Origin of the sequence: Hamadaea sp. NPDC050747 (assembly GCF_040654195.1) — a bacterium.
GTDB lineage: Bacteria > Actinomycetota > Actinomycetes > Mycobacteriales > Micromonosporaceae > Hamadaea.
This window is the reverse complement of record NZ_JBFAHM010000014.1, coordinates 21,529-36,884: the sequence shown is the minus strand read 5'-3', so window position 1 is coordinate 36,884 and position 15,356 is coordinate 21,529. Positions and strand designations below refer to the sequence as shown.

The following is a 15,356-nucleotide window of genomic DNA, read 5'->3' as shown; positions in this document are numbered from 1 at the left end:
ACCCGGTCTGGCAGCCAAGGTAACCGTATTCCGGCCGCCTGCCAAGTCCACGATCATCTGCTGGACACCTGGTGCGACCCATCGCGGGACTCGCCCGGGCATACGGTGTCCGATTCGCGCGGAGCAGTCCGATTGCTCGCGACGACCGTGCGGCAGTCGCCGTCCAGCGGCCGGGTACGATGTCCGGCATCGCCGCCTTGGCGCAATTGGTAGCGCACCCGACTTGTAATCGGAAGGTTGCGGGTTCGAGTCCCGCAGGCGGCTCTTCCATCCTCCCTCTCCGCACCAGATCCGACAAATCCCTCTTGCCGGAAAATTCGGCATGCCAGGCTGGGGTCATGGCGACCATGCGCGCGATCTGGAAGGGGTCGATCTCGCTCGGCCTGGTCGGCGTACCGGTGAAGCTCTACACCGCCACCGAGGAGAAGAACCTCCGCTTCCACCAGGTCCACGCCGCCGACGGCGGCCGGATCCAGATGAAGCGGATCTGCTCGGCCGACGGCGAGGAGGTCCCGTACGCCGAGATCGGCAAGGGCATCGAGCTGGACGGCGAAATGGTGATCCTGACCGACGAAGACCTCGACGAGGTGCCGGTGCCGACGGCCAAGACCGTCAACGTCCTCGAATTCGTGCCGTCCGAGCAGGTCGACCCCATCCTGTTCGACAAGGCGTACTACGTGGCCCCGGACGGCGCCGCCGCGCTCAAGCCATACCTGCTGATCAAGGAGGCGCTCGGCCGGGCTGATCGGGTGGGGATCGCGAAGATCGCGCTGCGCCAGAAGGAGCATCTGGCGGCTCTCCGCGTACGCGACGACGTGATCGTGCTGAGCATGATGCTCTGGCCCGACGAGGTACGCGAGCCGGACTTCGACCTCGAAGGCAAGGACGCCAAGATCCGGCCGCAGGAGCGGCAGATGGCGCTGGCCCTCGTCGAATCCATGGCAGGTGACTTCGATCCGACCGAGCACACAGACGAGTACCGCGAGGCGGTCCAAGCGCTGGTCGAGGCGAAGCTGAACGGCGAGACGCTCGAGGTGCCGGCCGAGAAGCCGACGAAGTCCGCCGACCTCCTCGCCGTCCTCACCGCCTCCGTCGAAGCCGCACGCGAAGGCGGCCGGCGACCGGCGAAGAAGGCACCGGCCGCCGCTAAGAAGGCCGCTCCGGCGTCCAAGTCGACCGCCAAGAAGGCGCCCGCGAAGAAGGCGGCCACCTCGAAGGCGGCGGCCTCGAAGAAGACCGCCGCCAAATCAGCCACCAAGTCGGCGGCGAAGAAGGACGCTCCCGCGAAGAAGACCACCCGGAAGAAGGCGGCCTGACCCGTCCCACCGCCCTTACCCCGCCCGCCGCACCGGACCGTCGCCGTGCGCCGTTGATCATGGAGTTTGCCCCCTCGACACGCCGCCGATACCTCAGTTAACTCCATGATCAACGGGGATAGAGAGGGCGGGAGAACGCGCGGGAAGGGGGAGGGTGCGGTTAGGGGAGGAGGTCGGTGGGGACGCCTTGGAGCGCCACCGGGCGCTGGAAGCGCTCGACGGCCGCGGTGCCGACCGACGTCGACCAGGCCGCCGAGGTCGCGGGCCAGGGTCCGCCGTGCAGCATCGCGTCCACGACCGCCACCCCGGTGGGTACGCCGTTCCACACGACCCGGCCTGCTTTCTGCACGAGCACCGGCAGCAGTTCGCGGGCGTCTTCGGCGTCTTCCGGCAACGAGGCGTGGATGGTCGCGGTGAGCTGTCCTTCGAGCGTCGCGGCCAGCGCGGTGAAGTCGTCGGCGAGCACGATCACGACAGACGGCCCGAAATGCTCCGAGAGGAGCGACTCCCCCAGTGCGGCAGCGTCGACGATGGTCGCGACGGCGGCGGGCGAGGCCGAGCCGAGGGAGACCGCGTGCCCCGACGTACGCAGGGTGCCGATCCAGTCCGCGTGGGCGGCCGCCATCCCTTCGGTCAGCATCCGGTGCACCGGGGTCTCGGCGACCGCCTCCGCCAGCGCCGTGGCGAACTTGGTCGCCGACGACGGCAGCACGACCAGGCCGGGCTTGGTGCACAGCTGACCTGACGATCCGGTCACCGCGGCGGCCAGCGTGGCCGCCCGATCCAGGTCGGAAGCCGCCCCGGGCAGGACGAAGACCGGGTTGATCGAGCCCATTTCGGCGTACACGGGAATGGGGTCGGGTCGGGCGGCGGCGGCGTCCATGAGGGCGCGGCCGCCCGCGAGCGAGCCGGTGAAGCCCACGGCCTTGATCTCCGGATGGCGTACGACCGCGAGCGAGACGTCGGCGCCGCCGTGGACGATCCCGAAGGCGCCACCGAGGATCGGCGCGGCGATCGAGGCGAGCAGCTCCGACGTACGCGGCTGCGCCGGATGCGCCTTGACGAGCACGGGGCAGCCCGCCGCGAGGGCAGAGCCGGTGTCACCGCCCAGTACGCCGAAAGCCAGCGGGAAGTTGGAGGCGGCAAAGACGGCCACCGGGCCGACCGGCACGACGATCTGCCGGATGTCGGCGCCCCCGGGGCCGGCTCCGGGCGAGACCCGGCTGGACTGGTGCCGCCCGTCGGCCACATAGTCGCCGAGCAGGCGCAGCTGACCGGAGGTCCGGTCGAGTTCGCCATTGAGCCGGGCCTCGGTCAGCCCGGTCTCCTCCCCGGCGACCTTGACGACCTCGTCGCGCGCCGCTTCGAGAGCGGTGGCGAGGGCATACAGGAGTTCCCGGCGCTGGGCGGGCGTACCGGGCGAGGTGGACGGGACGTGAAAGACGAGGCTCACGGACGACCTCCCGAGAGGGCAGCGACGAGCTGCGTGAACAGTGGTTGCCGCCAGGCCGCGGCCAGCCCCAGGTGATACAGGCTGATCCGCTGTGCCCCGGCCGCGACCAGGCGTTGCCCGTGCGCGACGACGGCGTCGGCACCTGCCGGCGGGAGGACCGTCAGGTACGCGTCCACACTACCGAACGCGGCGGCGCGCTCGACGAGGTCGTAACTTCCGGGGGCGACCGGCCAGCACGGCACGAGCACGGCCGCCACGTCGGCCGCCGCCGTCGGCGTGAGCCCGGGCGAGGCCCCGGTCGCCCACGGGTCGGGGTGCCCGTGGAGGGTCACCTCGGCCGTCGGCTGCTTTTCGCGTACAAGCTGGAGAACGGCCGCGCGCAACTGATCAGCCGCCTGGTGCCGCGCGGCCAGGACCAGCGCGGACGTTTCGGGCGGGAGGTCGTCGCCGGACCGGACCGCGGCCCGCAGACCCGCGACCACCTCAATCGGGTCGAGACCTCGCGCGGACCAGGCGGTCCGGCAGGCGGCGCAGCAACAGATCGACAGCAGTCGCTGGGCGAGCGGAGTCCAGGCGTCGTCGGTCTTCTCGTGATGGCTGAGATGGACCAGGCCGAGCTGGCCGCAGGCCTCGAGCGAGACGCCGTCGACCTCGACGTCGTGCACCGCCTCGGCCGCCAGCGTCGCCGCATAATCGCGAACCGCCTCCTGAGCCGGGCACAGCGCGTAGGGATACCGCTCGCCGAAGCAGTTCACCACCGCGACCTCGGGATGCTCGCGACCCAGCCGGGTGTTGTGCGTGAGCACGATCCAGGCGCTCACCCGCAATCCCTTGCGGCGCAGGCTTTCGGTCGCCTGGCCGAACGGATCGGTCTCCGGCAGCCAGCTCGCGCCGACGGGTTCGAGTCCCCGCCAGACGTCCCGCACCGGCCGATACAGCGCGGCGGAATGCGCGTCCACCAGCTGATGCCCGGGGTGCAGCGGGGTCGCGGCCCGCGTGGAGTGATAGGCCGCGGCCAGCGTCACCCACTCCAGGCCGTGGTCGCGCACCCGGTCCGCGAAGGCGGGATCTCCGTTCACATCCCAGGGGTACGCGTGCCCGCTCAGCCTCACCATGCCGGCTTTCGGTGATCCACTGCGATCCTCGCTACGCGAGCTTGGCTCAACTCTGGTAGTCACCATCGTGGACTTTCGTTCCGGAACCCGGGCCGGAACGTCTGCTGCATATATGTGGTGTCGTCGCGTTCGGTGACCCCACAGTGGAGGTAGTCCTCGTGCATCCGGGCGAGCGCGTCCCGATCGAGGATGACGCCGAGGCCGGGCGTGGTCGGCACAGCGACCGCCCCATCGATGAAACGCAGCGGCTTCTCCACCACGTCCACCCCCAACTGCCAGGGCGTATGCGTGTCGGCGGCGTACGAGAGTTCGGGCACGGCGGCACCGAGATGGGTCATCGCCGCCAGGCTGATCCCGAGGTGGCTGTTGGAGTGCATGGACAGCCCGAGCCCCCAGGTCTGGCAGATCCCGGCGAGCCGGGCCGACTGCCGCAGGCCGCCCCAGTAATGGTGGTCGGAGAGGATCACCTGGACGCTGCCGAGGTCGATCGCCTCGGGCAGGTGGTCGAAGGCGACGACGCACATGTTGGTCGCCAACGGCATGGTCGCCGTCTTCGCGACCTCGGCCATCCCGGCCCGGCCGGGCGTCGGATCCTCCAGGTACTCCAGCAGCCCGTCCGCCTCGGCGGCGATCCGCTGCGAAGTCTCCACACTCCACACCGCGTTCGGGTCTATCCGCAGTGGATGGCCCGGGAACGCTTCGTTCAGCGCACGGATCGCTTGTAATTCCTCGTCAGGCGGGAAGACACCGCCCTTGAGCTTGATCGAGCGAAACCCGTACTGCTCGATCATGCGGCCGGCCTGCGCCACGATCTGCTCCGGCGTCAACGCCTCGCCGAAGGGGTCCGCGTCCTGACCGGGGTGCGCGGCGTACTTGTAGAACAGGTAGGCGGAGAAGGGCACCGCGTCACGGACGGCTCCGCCCAACAGGTCGTGCACCGGCCGACCCGTCGCCTGACCCTGCAGGTCCAGGCAGGCGACCTCGATCGGCGAGAACACGCGGGAGACCGTCTTCTCCGGACTCGACCGGCCCGTCAGCCCGTGCAGGTCCGGGGCGTCCTTCTCCCCCAGCAGCGCCTGAAGCTTGCGCTGGATCTTGGTGGTCGCGAAAGGATCCTCCCCCACCAGCTGCGGCGCGACCGCCCGCATCAAGGTCAGGTGCGGGGCGTCGCCGTAGGTCTCGCCCAGCCCGACCAGGCCGTCACCGCAGTCGACCTCCACGATCGTCCGCAGCGCCCACGGCTGATGGACGCCGGCCGCGTTGAGCAGCGGCGGGTCGGGGAACGCGATCGGGGTGATCCGTACTTCCCTGATCCGCATCACGCCGGCCCCTTCCCTGTGCCGAGATCTATCGCGGGGTCGGGTCTGCTCGCGGGGTCGAGGTTGCTCGCGGGGTTGAGGTTGCTCGCGGCGTCGAGGGCTTTCACGGTGTCGAGGCCGGCGGCCAGGAGGGCGGCGAGTTCGTCGAGATGCTCGGGCGTCGGATCCACCAGCGGCGGCCGGACCGGGCCGACGTCGAGCCCCCGGAGTTTCGCGCCCGCCTTGACCAGGGCGACTGCATATCCGGGGACCTTGTCCCGCAAGGCGACCAGCGGCAGATAGAACGTCGCCAGCAAGGCGTTCATCGCCTCCTCGTCGTCGGCCTCGACGGCTCGCCAGAACCGGGTCGCGATCTCCGGGGCGAAGCACAGCACGGCCGAGGAGTAGCTGTCGACCCCGATCGCCCGGTACGCCCGGACGCTCAGCTCCGCGGTGGGCAGCCCGTTCAGGAAGCCGAACTCGGCCGCGCGGGGATGGCCGCTGGTGCGTACCGCGGTGACCAGGCGCAGCATGGCGTCCACGTCGCCGCGCCCGTCTTTGATCCCGGCCACGGTCGGGATGTCGAGCAGGGCGACCGCCGAGGCCGGGTCGAGGACGGCGTTGGCCCGTTGGTAGACCGCGATCGGTAGATCGGTCGCCTGACTCACCAGGCGCACGTGCTCGACCAGCCCGCGGGGTGGGGCGGCGACCAGGTACGGCGGGAGCAGCAGCAAGCCGTCCGCGCCTTGATCGGCGGCGATGGTGGCGAACTGGCGGGCGAGCTGCGGACCGCCGCCCGCCCCGGCGAAGACCGGCACCCGGCGACCCGACACGCGCACCGCGGTCGCCACGATCTCGCTGTATTCGGCCAGGCTCAACGCGGTGAACTCGCCCGTCCCGCAGGCCACGAACAGACCGCTGGGGCCGGCCGCGACCTGGGCCTCGACGTGCTCGGCGAAGACGTCCAGCGCGACCTCGCCGCCGTCGGCGGTGAACGGGGTGAGCGGGAAGGAGAGCAGACCCTGGAGTCGCACGGTGCCCCTCTCGGTGTTCTTCGAGCGCGTGTCCACATATGTGGACGTCTTCTTGAAATGTGGCGGTGACGCAACGACAAGTTAGCCTCCGGTACAGTGACGGTCAATACCTTCGAGCTGGTTGGTGACCATGGGTACGGAACTCTCCCCGGTGAAGTCGGCCGAGCGCACTGTCCACATCCTCGAGACGCTGGCCGCGTCGCCGACCAAGCTCACGTTGTCCCAGCTCCAGGAGCGGATGGGCTACCCGCGCTCCAGCCTGCACGCACTCATCCGGACCCTGCGCGAATTGAAGTGGGTCGAGGCCGACGAGTCCGGCAGCGCCTTCGGCGTCGGGCCGCACGCGTTGCTGTCGGGGACGGCATACCTCGATCGCGATCCGGCTCTGCCGTTCGCGCACGCGGCACTCGAAGACCTGCGGGCGGAGGTCGGCTACACCGTCCACTACGCCCGCCGCGACGACGGCAGCGTGCTCTACCTCGCGAGCCGCGACGCGCGGGAAAGCAAGCACGTGGTCTCCCGGGTCGGCCGGAAACTGCCCGCCCACCTCACCGCGCTCGGCCAGGCGTTGCTCGCCCAGCTCACCACGGACGAGATCGACAAGATCCTGCCGCCGGAACTGGAGCGCTTCACCGAGCAGACCATCACCTCGCGCGCCGAACTGCACGAGGAACTCGACGGCGTACGCAACCGCGGCTGGGCGATCGAACGAGAGCAGGGCACGGTCGGAGTCGCCTGCGTGGCGGCCACTGTGGACTATCGGATCCCGGCGACCGACGCGATCAGCTGCTCGATGCCGGCCCCGTTGGCCACCGACGCCGAAGTCGCCCGGGTCTCCGACGCGGTCACCCGCGCCACCACCGGCCTGGCCACCCTCCTCCGCCGCCACGGCATCCGCTAGCCCTGCCTTCTCTCCCTCCCCCGCTTTCCCCCGGCCTTTGCGCGCGATCATGAACTAACGGTCGTGATCGACCGGCGAGTCGTGTCCGCCGCGCCCTGATCACTCCCCGGCGACCTTGATCGACTCCGGGGCGATCCCGACCCCGGCCGCAGGTCAGACGGGACGCGCGGGGTGAACGGCGAGAGGGAGGCAGCAGGTCAGACGGGACGCACTCCGGTCATCGCGAGCACGTCGAGCAGCCGATCGAGGTCGTCCGCACTGATCTTGCCCGTCGAGACGTGTCCCCGGGCTACGACGACCTCGCGGATCGACCGTCCGGTGGCCAGCGCCTCCTTCGCGATGGAGGCGGCCTCCTCATACCCCAGGACGCGGTTGAGCGGAGTCACGATCGACGGCGACCCTTCGGCGTACGCCCGGCAGATCTCCTCGTGCGCGACGAGTCCGGCGACGCAGCGGTCGGCGAAGACCCGGGAGACATTGGCGAGCAGCCGGATGGACTCCAGGATGTTGCGGGCCATCACCGGCAGCATGACGATCAGCTCGAACTCGGCCTGCGTACCGGCGAAGGCGACAGCGGCGTCATTGCCGATGACCTGGGCGCACACCTGTCGCGCGGCTTCGGCGAGGACCGGGTTCACCTTGCCCGGCATGATCGAGGAACCCGGCTGGAGGTCTGGGATGCCCAGCTCTCGCAGGCCGGCCCGCGGCCCGGAGCCCATCCAGCGGATGTCGTTCGCGATCTTGTAGAGGCTGACGGCCGCACCACGCAGTTGCGCCGAGACCTCGACGAGGGCGTCGGCCGCTCCCTGGGCGGCGAAGTGGTTGGCCGCCTCCCGGATGGGCAACCCGGTCAACGCGGCCAGCACCTCGGTCACGTGTGCGGCGAACCCGTCCGGAACGTTGACGCCCGTCCCCACGGCGCTCCCGCCCAACGGCAGTTCACCGAGCCGGGGCGCGGTCGCCTCCAGCCGTTCGATCGCGCGGCGCAGTTGGAAGGCGTACCCGCCGAACTCCTGGCCGAGCGTCACCGGCGTCGCGTCCATGAGGTGCGTACGCCCGGCCTTGACGATCGCCGCGAACTCCGCGGACTTCGCCTCCAACGCGGACGCGAGCTGATCCAGCGCGGGGACCAGATCGGTCGCGACGCCCCGCAACGCCGCGAGCTGTACGCCCGACGGAAAGACGTCGTTGCTGGACTGCGAGGCGTTGACGTGGTCGTTGGCGTGCACCGGACGGCCGAGATCAGCGCTCGCGAGCCGTGCGACGACCTCGTTGACGTTCATGTTGGTGGAAGTGCCCGACCCGGTCTGGAACACGTCGATCGGAAAGTGCGCGTCATGCGAACCGGCCGCGACCGCCGAGGCCGCGGCCCCGATCGCCTTGGCCATGGCGTCGTCGACGACGCCGAGAGCACCGTTCGCGCTCGCCGCGGCCGCCTTGATCTCCGCCAGCGCGTGGATCAACTCGCTCGGCAGCGGCTGCCCCGAGATCGGGAAGTTCTCCACCGCTCGCTGCGTCTGCGCGCCCCACAGCGCGTCCTCGGGGACCTGGACCTCGCCCATGGTGTCGTGTTCCACCCGGTACTTCGTCATTCCCCCATTCTGGCGCGCGCTGCGGCTCCCCGCGCGGCCTTCGCCGGGCCCAGTTGATCACCCGCTGAGGGAGTCGATCAGGGTGCCTGGGACACGACACGCCGGTCGATCACGAGGTCAGCTCATGATCGACCGGACGAGGGCCTTGGAGACCGAGCGGAGCGGGGCAAGCTAGCGAGCGGAGGCGCGCGAGCGAGCGGCGAGCAGCGCGGACACGGCGTGGAGGGCGTGCAGCCAGCCGGCGAAGACCAGCGGCAGCGTCACGGGGATCGCGACCGCCAGCAGCACCGCGACCACTCCGATGCCGCCGGCGGCGACCAGGGCGCCCGGCCGCTGCCAGGCCAGCGCGCCGGCCGCGCGTACGGCGGCCCGCCAGCCGGATCCCGTGCCCACCGCGACCACTGTCAGTCCGGCGTACCCGATGATCAACGCGATCACCGTGACGGTGAGCGCGAGGGCCGGGCCACCCCCGGGCACGACGCCCCGCGCGAGGCCGCGCACATCGATCACGATGAGCGCGACCACCGCGAGGGTCACGACCGTGGCGCCGAGGCCCGGCACCAGTCCCCGGACGAAGCGCCCCAGACTTGTACGCCAAGAGGGCAGACTCCCCAGCGCATGGCGGTCGTGGACCGCCCGGCTGGCGGCGGACACCGCGGCGCCCGCCGTGACGATCGGCAGTGACGCCACGAACGCGACGATCCCGAGCAGGGCCAGATCGGCGGCGTCGGACACGGTGTCCTGCCAGGCGGGGCGCAGTCCGGAGCGTTTCATCGCCAACTTCCCGTCATCCCTTGAGGCCGGCCGTGTTGATGCCTTCGACCAGGAGCCGCTGGAACGCGAGGAAGAAGAGGAACACCGGCAACAGTGAGAGCACCGACATCGCGAACATCGGCCCGATCGAACTCTGCCCGCTGGAGTCGACGAACAGCCGCAGGGCCACCGGGACGGTGTAGTGCGACAGGTCGTTGAGGTAGATCAGCTGGGGCAGGAAGTCGTTCCAGGTCCAGATGAACGAGAAGATCGCCGTCGTGACCAGCGCCGGCCGGGCCAGCGGGAAGATCACGTGCCGGAAGATCCGGTACGGGTCGGCGCCGTCGATCTTCGCCGCCTCGTCGAGCTCACGCGGGATGCCCCGCATGAACTGCACCATGAGGAAGACGAAGAACGCCTCGGTCGCCAGCATCTTCGGCACGACCAGCGGCAGTGGCGTGTTGATCCAGCCGAAGTTGTTGAACAGCAGGTACTGCGGGATCAGCAGCACGTGGTGGGGCAGCAGCAGCGTTCCGATCATGATCGTGAAGAACAGCGTCCGGCCCCGGAACTGCAACCGGGCGAAGGCGTACGCCGCGAGCAGGCACGACACGCAGTTGGCCAGCACCGTCGCCAGCGCGATGATCGCACTGTTGAGGAAGAACCGGCCGAACACGATGTCGAGGCTGGTCCAGCCCTTGTCGTAGTTGGACCAGGTGAAGTCGCGCGGGATGACCGAGAGGTTGTTGCTGATCTCCTCCGGCGACTTCAGCGAGCTGCCGACCATCCAGATCAGCGGGTAGAGCACCGCCGCCACCACGACGACGAGGACGGCGATGCGGGCGATGTTCTTGGTCACTTGTCCCCTCCGTCCGAGTAGTGGACCCAGTACCGGCCGGTGGCGAAGAGCCCAGCCGTGATCACGCCGATCACCAGCAGGAAGACCCAGGCCATCGCGGAGGCGTACGCCATCTTGAAGTCCGTGAAGCCCGCGACGTAGAGGTACAGCGTGTACATGAGGGTGGAGTCCACCGGACCGCCCTCGCCGCCGCTGATCACGTACGCCCCGGTGAAGCCCTGGAAGCCGTGGATGACCTCCATGACCAGGTTGAAGAACAGCACCGGGCTCAGCATCGGCAGCGTGATGTGCCAGAACTGGCGCATCCGGCTGGCGCCGTCCACCGACGCGGCCTCGTACAACTCGACCGGGATCTGCTTGAGCCCGGCGAGGAAGATGACCATCGGCGCGCCGAACTGCCACACCGCCAGCACGATCAGCGTGGACAGCGACCAGTCGGGGTCGTTCACCCACGGCTTGCCCTCGATGCCGAAGACGCTCAGGAAGGCGTTGAACGCGCCGTCCCGGCTGAACATGGCCAGCCACACCAACGCCAGCGCGACGCTGCCACCCAGCAGCGACGGCAGGTAGAACAGACCACGGAACAGGCCGTTGCCCTTCCGGTCCCGCCGCAGCAGCAGCGCGACGCCGAGGGCGGCGGCCAGCTTCAGCGGCACCGCGATCAGGGCGTACCGGAGGGTGACGGCGACCGAGTGCCAGTAGTGCGGGTCCTCGGTGAACATGCGCTTGTAGTTCGCCAGCCCGACGAACTCCACCTGCGACCAGTCGTCCAGCAGCTCGTAGTTCGTGAAGCTGAGGATGAGCGAGAAGATCATCGGCAGCGCGGTGATCCCGAGGAGGCCCAGCAGCCAGGGGGAGAGGAAGACGTAGCCGGCCGTCGCTTCGCCGCGGCGGCTGCTGCCGCGGCGCCGGGCCGCTCCCGTGGGGGCGAGCGGTCCGGCGTCGGTGCGGGGGCCCAGCTCAGCCAGCGAGGGCTGCATTGGCTTCCTTGAGGAACGAGTCCGCGGCCGCGGCCGAGGTCGCCTTCCCGTACTGCACGTTCTCGGCGTACGTGATGAGCAGCGAACGCACCTTGACGTGGCCCTTCGGCGGCACGGCCGGCGGCTGGCCGAACTTGCCGGCCAGCTCGGTCTCGAACTGGGCCGCGGTGGCCGCCGAGTCCTTGAGGGTGGACGCGACCGCCGTACGCACGTCGGTGTTGGCGTTGAGACCACGGTCGGTGCCGAGGATCTTGCCCGCCTCCACGTCGTTGACGAGGAAGTTCAGCACGTCCACGGCGACATCGGCGTGCTTGGTCCCCTTGTAGATCGAGAAGTACAGCGCGGCCCGCGCCCACTGACCGCTCGGATCACCCGGGTACGCCACCACGCCCAGCTCGCTCTTGGTGGCCTTCTGCAGCTCGGGGAGCTGGTTGGCCCACATGAACGAGGTGGCGGCCTTGCCCGTGACCACGAGCTGGTTGGCGACCGCGCCCGCGTTGGCGCCGTGGATGACGTCGGCCGGCGGGGCGGCCTTCATGTCCCGCGCACCCTTCCACAGGTCGAACCACTTGGTCAGGTCCTCGACCGAGGCGCCGACCTTCTTGCCGTCGTAGAGCTGCTTGCCCTGCTGGCGCAGCCAGACCCAGAGCGCCTTGTAGTCGGCGGACGGGTCCATGGTGCCGAAGACCTTGCCGCCGGACTTCGTGGTGACCTGCGCCGCCCAGGCGATCAGGGCGTCCCAGGTCATCCCGGTGGTCGGCTCGGGCAGGCCCAGCGTCTTCAGCAGACCCTTGTCGTAGATCATGCCCGGGGTGTTCTCCCCCATCGGCACGCCGGCCGCCTTGCCCTCGACGACGCCCGCCTGCCACAGACCCGGGAGGATCTTGCTCTTGTCGAGCTTGGCGGAGTCGGCGTACTTCGTGAGGTCCAGCGTCTGGTTGCGCTCGGCGTACTCGGACAGGGCACCGTCGTCGATCTGGAAGATGTCCGGCGCGTTGCCGCCCGCCGTCAGGGTCGCGAGCTTGTCGTAGTACCCGGCGTTGGCCTGCCAGGTCTTCTTGAAGGTGACGTTGGGGTGCTTGGCGGTGTAGAGCGCCAGCGCCTGCTCGGTCATCTTGGCCCGGGCGTCGCCGCCCCACCAGAAGATGGACAGCTCGACGGGCGCGTTCGGGTCGGTGGACGGCTTGTCGTCGCCGCAGGCGGCCAGCACGGCCGCGGCCGGGGCGGCGAGCGCGGCCGCCGCGATGCCCCTCAACAGGGTCCGGCGACTGGCGCTACCGTGGTGCAGCGGCGAGTGGGCGCCCACCGCGAGGGGTGCTGTGGGTTTCATGGCACTGACTCCTTGACGCGTAGGAGACGACTCCGCGGAGGCGGTGACGGCCGCATTAGCCCGGGTCCGCATTGCCCTGCGGACCCGGGCCCGTGGAGTCGCGGATGACCAGTTCGGTCGCGAGGGTGATCTGCCCGGTGGTACGACGGTCGTCACCGTGTTGCAGGAGCATGTCGACCGCGGCCCGCCCGGCGGCGGCCGTGGGATTGGCCACCGTGGTCAGACCCGGCCGGGTCAGCCGGCTCAGCGCGATGTCGTCTACGCCGACCACGCTGACGTCCTGCGGAACGCGTACGCCCAGAGTGGCGAGGCCTTCGATGAGACCGATCGCCATCAGGTCGTTGTACGCGAGTACGGCGGTGAAGCCCGCTCGGTGCACCTGTTCGGCCGCGACGAGCCCGCCGTCGCCGGTGGGCGCGTTGGGGCCGAGCGGGGTCACCTCGACGGGGTCGCCGGGGCCGCCCAGGTTTCGGGCGGCGGCGATGGCGGCCCGGCGGATCTCGCGGTTGGTCCAGGATCCGCGGGGTCCGCCGAGGTAGCCGATGGAACGGTGGCCCAGTTCCGCGAGGTGTTCGATCGCCGAACGGGCACCGTGACCGACGTCCATGACCACTGACGGCAGGCCGGGCACCTGCCGGTTGACCACGACGACGGCCACCTCTCGCGACAGGCCTTCGATGACGCTGTTGGCCAGCCGGGGACTGACCAGCAGAATCCCGTCGACCTGCTTGGCAAGCGCGCGAACGAGCTCCTCCTCGACGGCCGGGTCTTCGTTGCTGTCGGCGACGAAGACGTGGTAGTCGCGGTGGCGGGCTTCGCGCTCCGCCGCTTTGATCAGCGGCGGGAAGAACGGGTTGGCGATGTCGGCGACGATCAGCCCGATGTTGTGGGTGCGGCCGGTGATGAGCGCCCGCGCCGCCCGGTTGGGGCGGTATCCCAGCTTCTCGGCGGTCTCGAGCACCTTGCTGCGAGTCTCGGGGTTGACCAACTGCGGCGCGGAGAAGGCACGCGAGACGGTGGAGATGTGCACCCCCGACGCTCGCGCGACATCCCGGATGGTCGCCGGCATAGTCACCCCTCTCACTCTTGGTTGGCCAATTAATGCAAACGCTTGCTGTGTTGTCAACGGCCAAATATTGCCGATCGGTTTCCGCAGACCCCACTTCTTCACGCAAATATCCACATTAAACGGTCGAATCCGGGCGGCCCTGTTACCGAACTGTTGACGCCGCTGGCGACTCGTGGTTAGTTCTGCTGCAAACCTTTGCAGTTCTCCTGGGGAGGCGTCGATGACCGATCCCAAGCGGTATGCGCTGGTCGGAACAGGTTCACGGGCGGAGATGTTCGAGCGGGCCGTCGTCCGCGACCACGCGGCAACGGCGTCGCTGGTCGCGCTCTGCGACACCAACCCGATACGCGTACAGGCACACCAGCGATTCCTCGCCGATCTCGGCGCGCCACCGGTCGCGGCGTACGACGCGGCCGAGTTCACCGACATGCTCGCGAAGGAACAGGTCGACGCGGTCATCGTGACCACAATGGACAGCACGCACGCGGACTACATCACGCGGGCCCTGCGAGCCGGCTGCGACGTGCTGACCGAGAAGCCGATGACGACCGACCTCGCCGGATGCGAGGCCATCCTCGACGCCGTCCGCGAAACCGGCCGGAACGTCACCGTCACCTTCAACTACCGCTTCAACCCCGTGCACGAGCAGGTCAAGCGCCTGCTCGACGAGGGCGCCGTCGGCGAGATCGGCTCGGTGCACTTCGAGTGGCTCCTCGACGTACGCCACGGCGCGGACTACTTCCGCCGGTGGCACCGGGAGAAGGCGAACTCCGGCGGCCTGCTGGTGCACAAGTCCGGCCACCACTTCGACCTGGTCAACTGGTGGCTGTCCGCCCAGCCGGTGGACGTCTTCGCGTACGGGCGACTGTTCTTCTACGGCGAGAACGGCCACCGCCACGGTTACGCCCGCGACTACGAGCGCGCCCACGGTGCGCCCACCGCCGCGGACGATCCGTTCGCCCTGCACCTCGCCGCTCATCCGCGTCTGCGCGAGCTGTACCTCGACGCCGAGACGGCCGACGGCTACCGGCGCGACCGCAACGTCTTCGCCGGCGGCATCGACATCGAGGACGACCTCGCGGTCATGGTGCGCTACAACACCGGGGCCACGATGAGCTACCACCTCACGGCGTACTCGCCCTGGGAGGGTTATCGCCTGATGGTCAACGGCAGCCGGGGCCGGCTGGAGCTGGAGGTGGTCGAGAACGACCACGTCAGCCTGGGCGCCTCCGGAGCGTTGAAGGGCGCGGCGCTGCACGGCGAGGAGGCCGCCGCCGAACAGGGCGGCGTACGCCTGACGCTGCACCGGTTCTGGGAGCCGCCGGTCGAGATCGACGTCCCGGAGAAGTCCCGCGAAGGCCACGGCGGCGCGGACGCCAAGATGGCCGAGATCCTCTTCGGCGGCGCGATTGATCCGCTGCGCCGCAGCGCGACCGAGCGCGACGGCGCGCTCGCTCTGTTCACCGGTCTGGCCGCCAACCGTGCCCTGGCCACCGGCGCCCCGGTGCACGTCCCCGACCTGCTGACCCTGTAGCCCCCGCGGGCCGCCTACCCCGTCCGCGCTGGATCAGGGTTCTCGGTCGAATCTTGACCCAAGATTCGACCCGGAACCCTGATCCAGCGCAGTAGCCGGCGGCGGCCGTAACACCCTGAACG

Annotated in this window: 13 protein-coding genes and 1 tRNA gene; 4 read left to right on the top strand and 10 right to left on the bottom strand. The window is 69.6% G+C overall.

Features of this window, described 5'->3' with window-relative positions:
- Positions 1 to 191 precede the first annotated feature (191 nt).
- Both AB0H43_RS30265 and AB0H43_RS30260 read left to right on the top strand, forming a co-directional pair.
- Positions 192 to 264 (top strand) — tRNA-Thr (locus AB0H43_RS30265).
- A 74-nt stretch (positions 265 to 338) separates the two neighbouring features.
- Positions 339 to 1,316 (top strand): Ku protein, encoded by a 978-nt coding sequence (locus AB0H43_RS30260; RefSeq protein WP_360004886.1) that lies wholly within the window; start codon positions 339 to 341, stop codon positions 1,314 to 1,316.
- Between the two features lie 160 nt (positions 1,317 to 1,476).
- Here AB0H43_RS30260 and AB0H43_RS30255 read toward each other — a convergent pair whose 3' ends face one another.
- The 4 genes from AB0H43_RS30255 to AB0H43_RS30240 all read right to left on the bottom strand — a co-directional run bounded on the left by AB0H43_RS30255 (position 1,477) and on the right by AB0H43_RS30240 (position 6,216).
- Complete coding sequence (locus AB0H43_RS30255; protein WP_360004884.1) at positions 1,477 to 2,769, bottom strand: aldehyde dehydrogenase family protein; 1,293 nt, start codon at positions 2,767 to 2,769, stop codon at positions 1,477 to 1,479.
- Positions 2,766 to 3,848 (bottom strand): hypothetical protein, encoded by a 1,083-nt coding sequence (locus AB0H43_RS30250; RefSeq protein ID WP_360004882.1) that lies wholly within the window; start codon positions 3,846 to 3,848, stop codon positions 2,766 to 2,768. The genes AB0H43_RS30255 and AB0H43_RS30250 overlap by 4 nt, the downstream gene beginning before the upstream one ends.
- A 95-nt stretch (positions 3,849 to 3,943) precedes the next feature.
- Positions 3,944 to 5,203: a glucarate dehydratase family protein gene (locus tag AB0H43_RS30245; protein WP_360004881.1), complete on the bottom strand. Its 1,260-nt coding sequence runs from the start codon at positions 5,201 to 5,203 to the stop codon at positions 3,944 to 3,946.
- Positions 5,203 to 6,216, bottom strand: coding sequence for a 5-dehydro-4-deoxyglucarate dehydratase (locus AB0H43_RS30240; protein ID WP_360004880.1), 1,014 nt, complete (start codon positions 6,214 to 6,216; stop codon positions 5,203 to 5,205). Before AB0H43_RS30240 ends, AB0H43_RS30245 begins: the two co-directional genes overlap by 1 nt.
- Positions 6,217 to 6,346: 130 nt before the next feature.
- On the opposite strand from AB0H43_RS30240, the gene AB0H43_RS30235 reads away from it, so the two are divergent.
- On the top strand, positions 6,347 to 7,117 hold the full coding sequence (locus AB0H43_RS30235) for an IclR family transcriptional regulator (RefSeq protein ID WP_360004879.1): 771 nt from the start codon (positions 6,347 to 6,349) through the stop codon (positions 7,115 to 7,117).
- Positions 7,118 to 7,314: 197 nt separating this feature from the next.
- On the opposite strand, the gene AB0H43_RS30230 is transcribed toward AB0H43_RS30235, so the two are convergent.
- The 6 genes from AB0H43_RS30230 to AB0H43_RS30205 all read right to left on the bottom strand — a co-directional run bounded on the left by AB0H43_RS30230 (position 7,315) and on the right by AB0H43_RS30205 (position 13,700).
- Positions 7,315 to 8,709, bottom strand: coding sequence for a class II fumarate hydratase (locus tag AB0H43_RS30230; RefSeq protein ID WP_360004878.1), 1,395 nt, complete (start codon positions 8,707 to 8,709; stop codon positions 7,315 to 7,317).
- Between the two features lie 171 nt (positions 8,710 to 8,880).
- Positions 8,881 to 9,483 (bottom strand): hypothetical protein, encoded by a 603-nt coding sequence (locus AB0H43_RS30225; protein ID WP_360004877.1) that lies wholly within the window; start codon positions 9,481 to 9,483, stop codon positions 8,881 to 8,883.
- A 13-nt stretch (positions 9,484 to 9,496) separates the two neighbouring features.
- Entirely contained in the window at positions 9,497 to 10,321 is an 825-nt protein-coding gene (locus AB0H43_RS30220) for a carbohydrate ABC transporter permease (protein ID WP_360004875.1), read from the bottom strand.
- Positions 10,318 to 11,301, bottom strand: a complete 984-nt coding sequence (locus AB0H43_RS30215; protein ID WP_360004873.1) for a sugar ABC transporter permease — start codon at positions 11,299 to 11,301, stop codon at positions 10,318 to 10,320. Before AB0H43_RS30215 ends, AB0H43_RS30220 begins: the two co-directional genes overlap by 4 nt.
- Positions 11,282 to 12,631 (bottom strand): extracellular solute-binding protein, encoded by a 1,350-nt coding sequence (locus AB0H43_RS30210; protein ID WP_360004871.1) that lies wholly within the window; start codon positions 12,629 to 12,631, stop codon positions 11,282 to 11,284. The genes AB0H43_RS30215 and AB0H43_RS30210 overlap by 20 nt, the downstream gene beginning before the upstream one ends.
- Before the next feature lie 55 nt (positions 12,632 to 12,686).
- Complete coding sequence (locus tag AB0H43_RS30205) at positions 12,687 to 13,700, bottom strand: LacI family DNA-binding transcriptional regulator (protein ID WP_360004869.1); 1,014 nt, start codon at positions 13,698 to 13,700, stop codon at positions 12,687 to 12,689.
- A 220-nt stretch (positions 13,701 to 13,920) separates the two neighbouring features.
- Between AB0H43_RS30205 and AB0H43_RS30200 the strand changes: the two genes are divergently transcribed.
- A complete protein-coding gene (locus AB0H43_RS30200) occupies positions 13,921 to 15,234 on the top strand; it encodes a Gfo/Idh/MocA family oxidoreductase (protein ID WP_360004868.1) in 1,314 nt (437 codons plus the stop codon).
- The last annotated feature ends 122 nt before the right edge of the window (positions 15,235 to 15,356 follow it).

Bases quoted from the DNA above. Each gene is read 5' to 3' on its own strand.
- AB0H43_RS30245 (WP_360004881.1), bottom strand. From the start codon at position 5,203: ATGCGGATCAGGGAAGTACGGATCACCCCGATCGCGTTCCCCGACCCG.
- AB0H43_RS30225 (WP_360004877.1), bottom strand. From the start codon at position 9,483: ATGAAACGCTCCGGACTGCGCCCCGCCTGGCAGGACACCGTGTCCGAC.
- AB0H43_RS30210 (WP_360004871.1), bottom strand. From the start codon at position 12,631: ATGAAACCCACAGCACCCCTCGCGGTGGGCGCCCACTCGCCGCTGCAC.
- AB0H43_RS30235 (WP_360004879.1), top strand. From the start codon at position 6,347: ATGGGTACGGAACTCTCCCCGGTGAAGTCGGCCGAGCGCACTGTCCAC.
- AB0H43_RS30215 (WP_360004873.1), bottom strand. From the start codon at position 11,301: ATGCAGCCCTCGCTGGCTGAGCTGGGCCCCCGCACCGACGCCGGACCG.
- AB0H43_RS30230 (WP_360004878.1), bottom strand. From the start codon at position 8,709: ATGACGAAGTACCGGGTGGAACACGACACCATGGGCGAGGTCCAGGTC.
- AB0H43_RS30205 (WP_360004869.1), bottom strand. From the start codon at position 13,700: ATGCCGGCGACCATCCGGGATGTCGCGCGAGCGTCGGGGGTGCACATC.
- AB0H43_RS30200 (WP_360004868.1), top strand. From the start codon at position 13,921: ATGACCGATCCCAAGCGGTATGCGCTGGTCGGAACAGGTTCACGGGCG.
- AB0H43_RS30260 (WP_360004886.1), top strand. From the start codon at position 339: ATGGCGACCATGCGCGCGATCTGGAAGGGGTCGATCTCGCTCGGCCTG.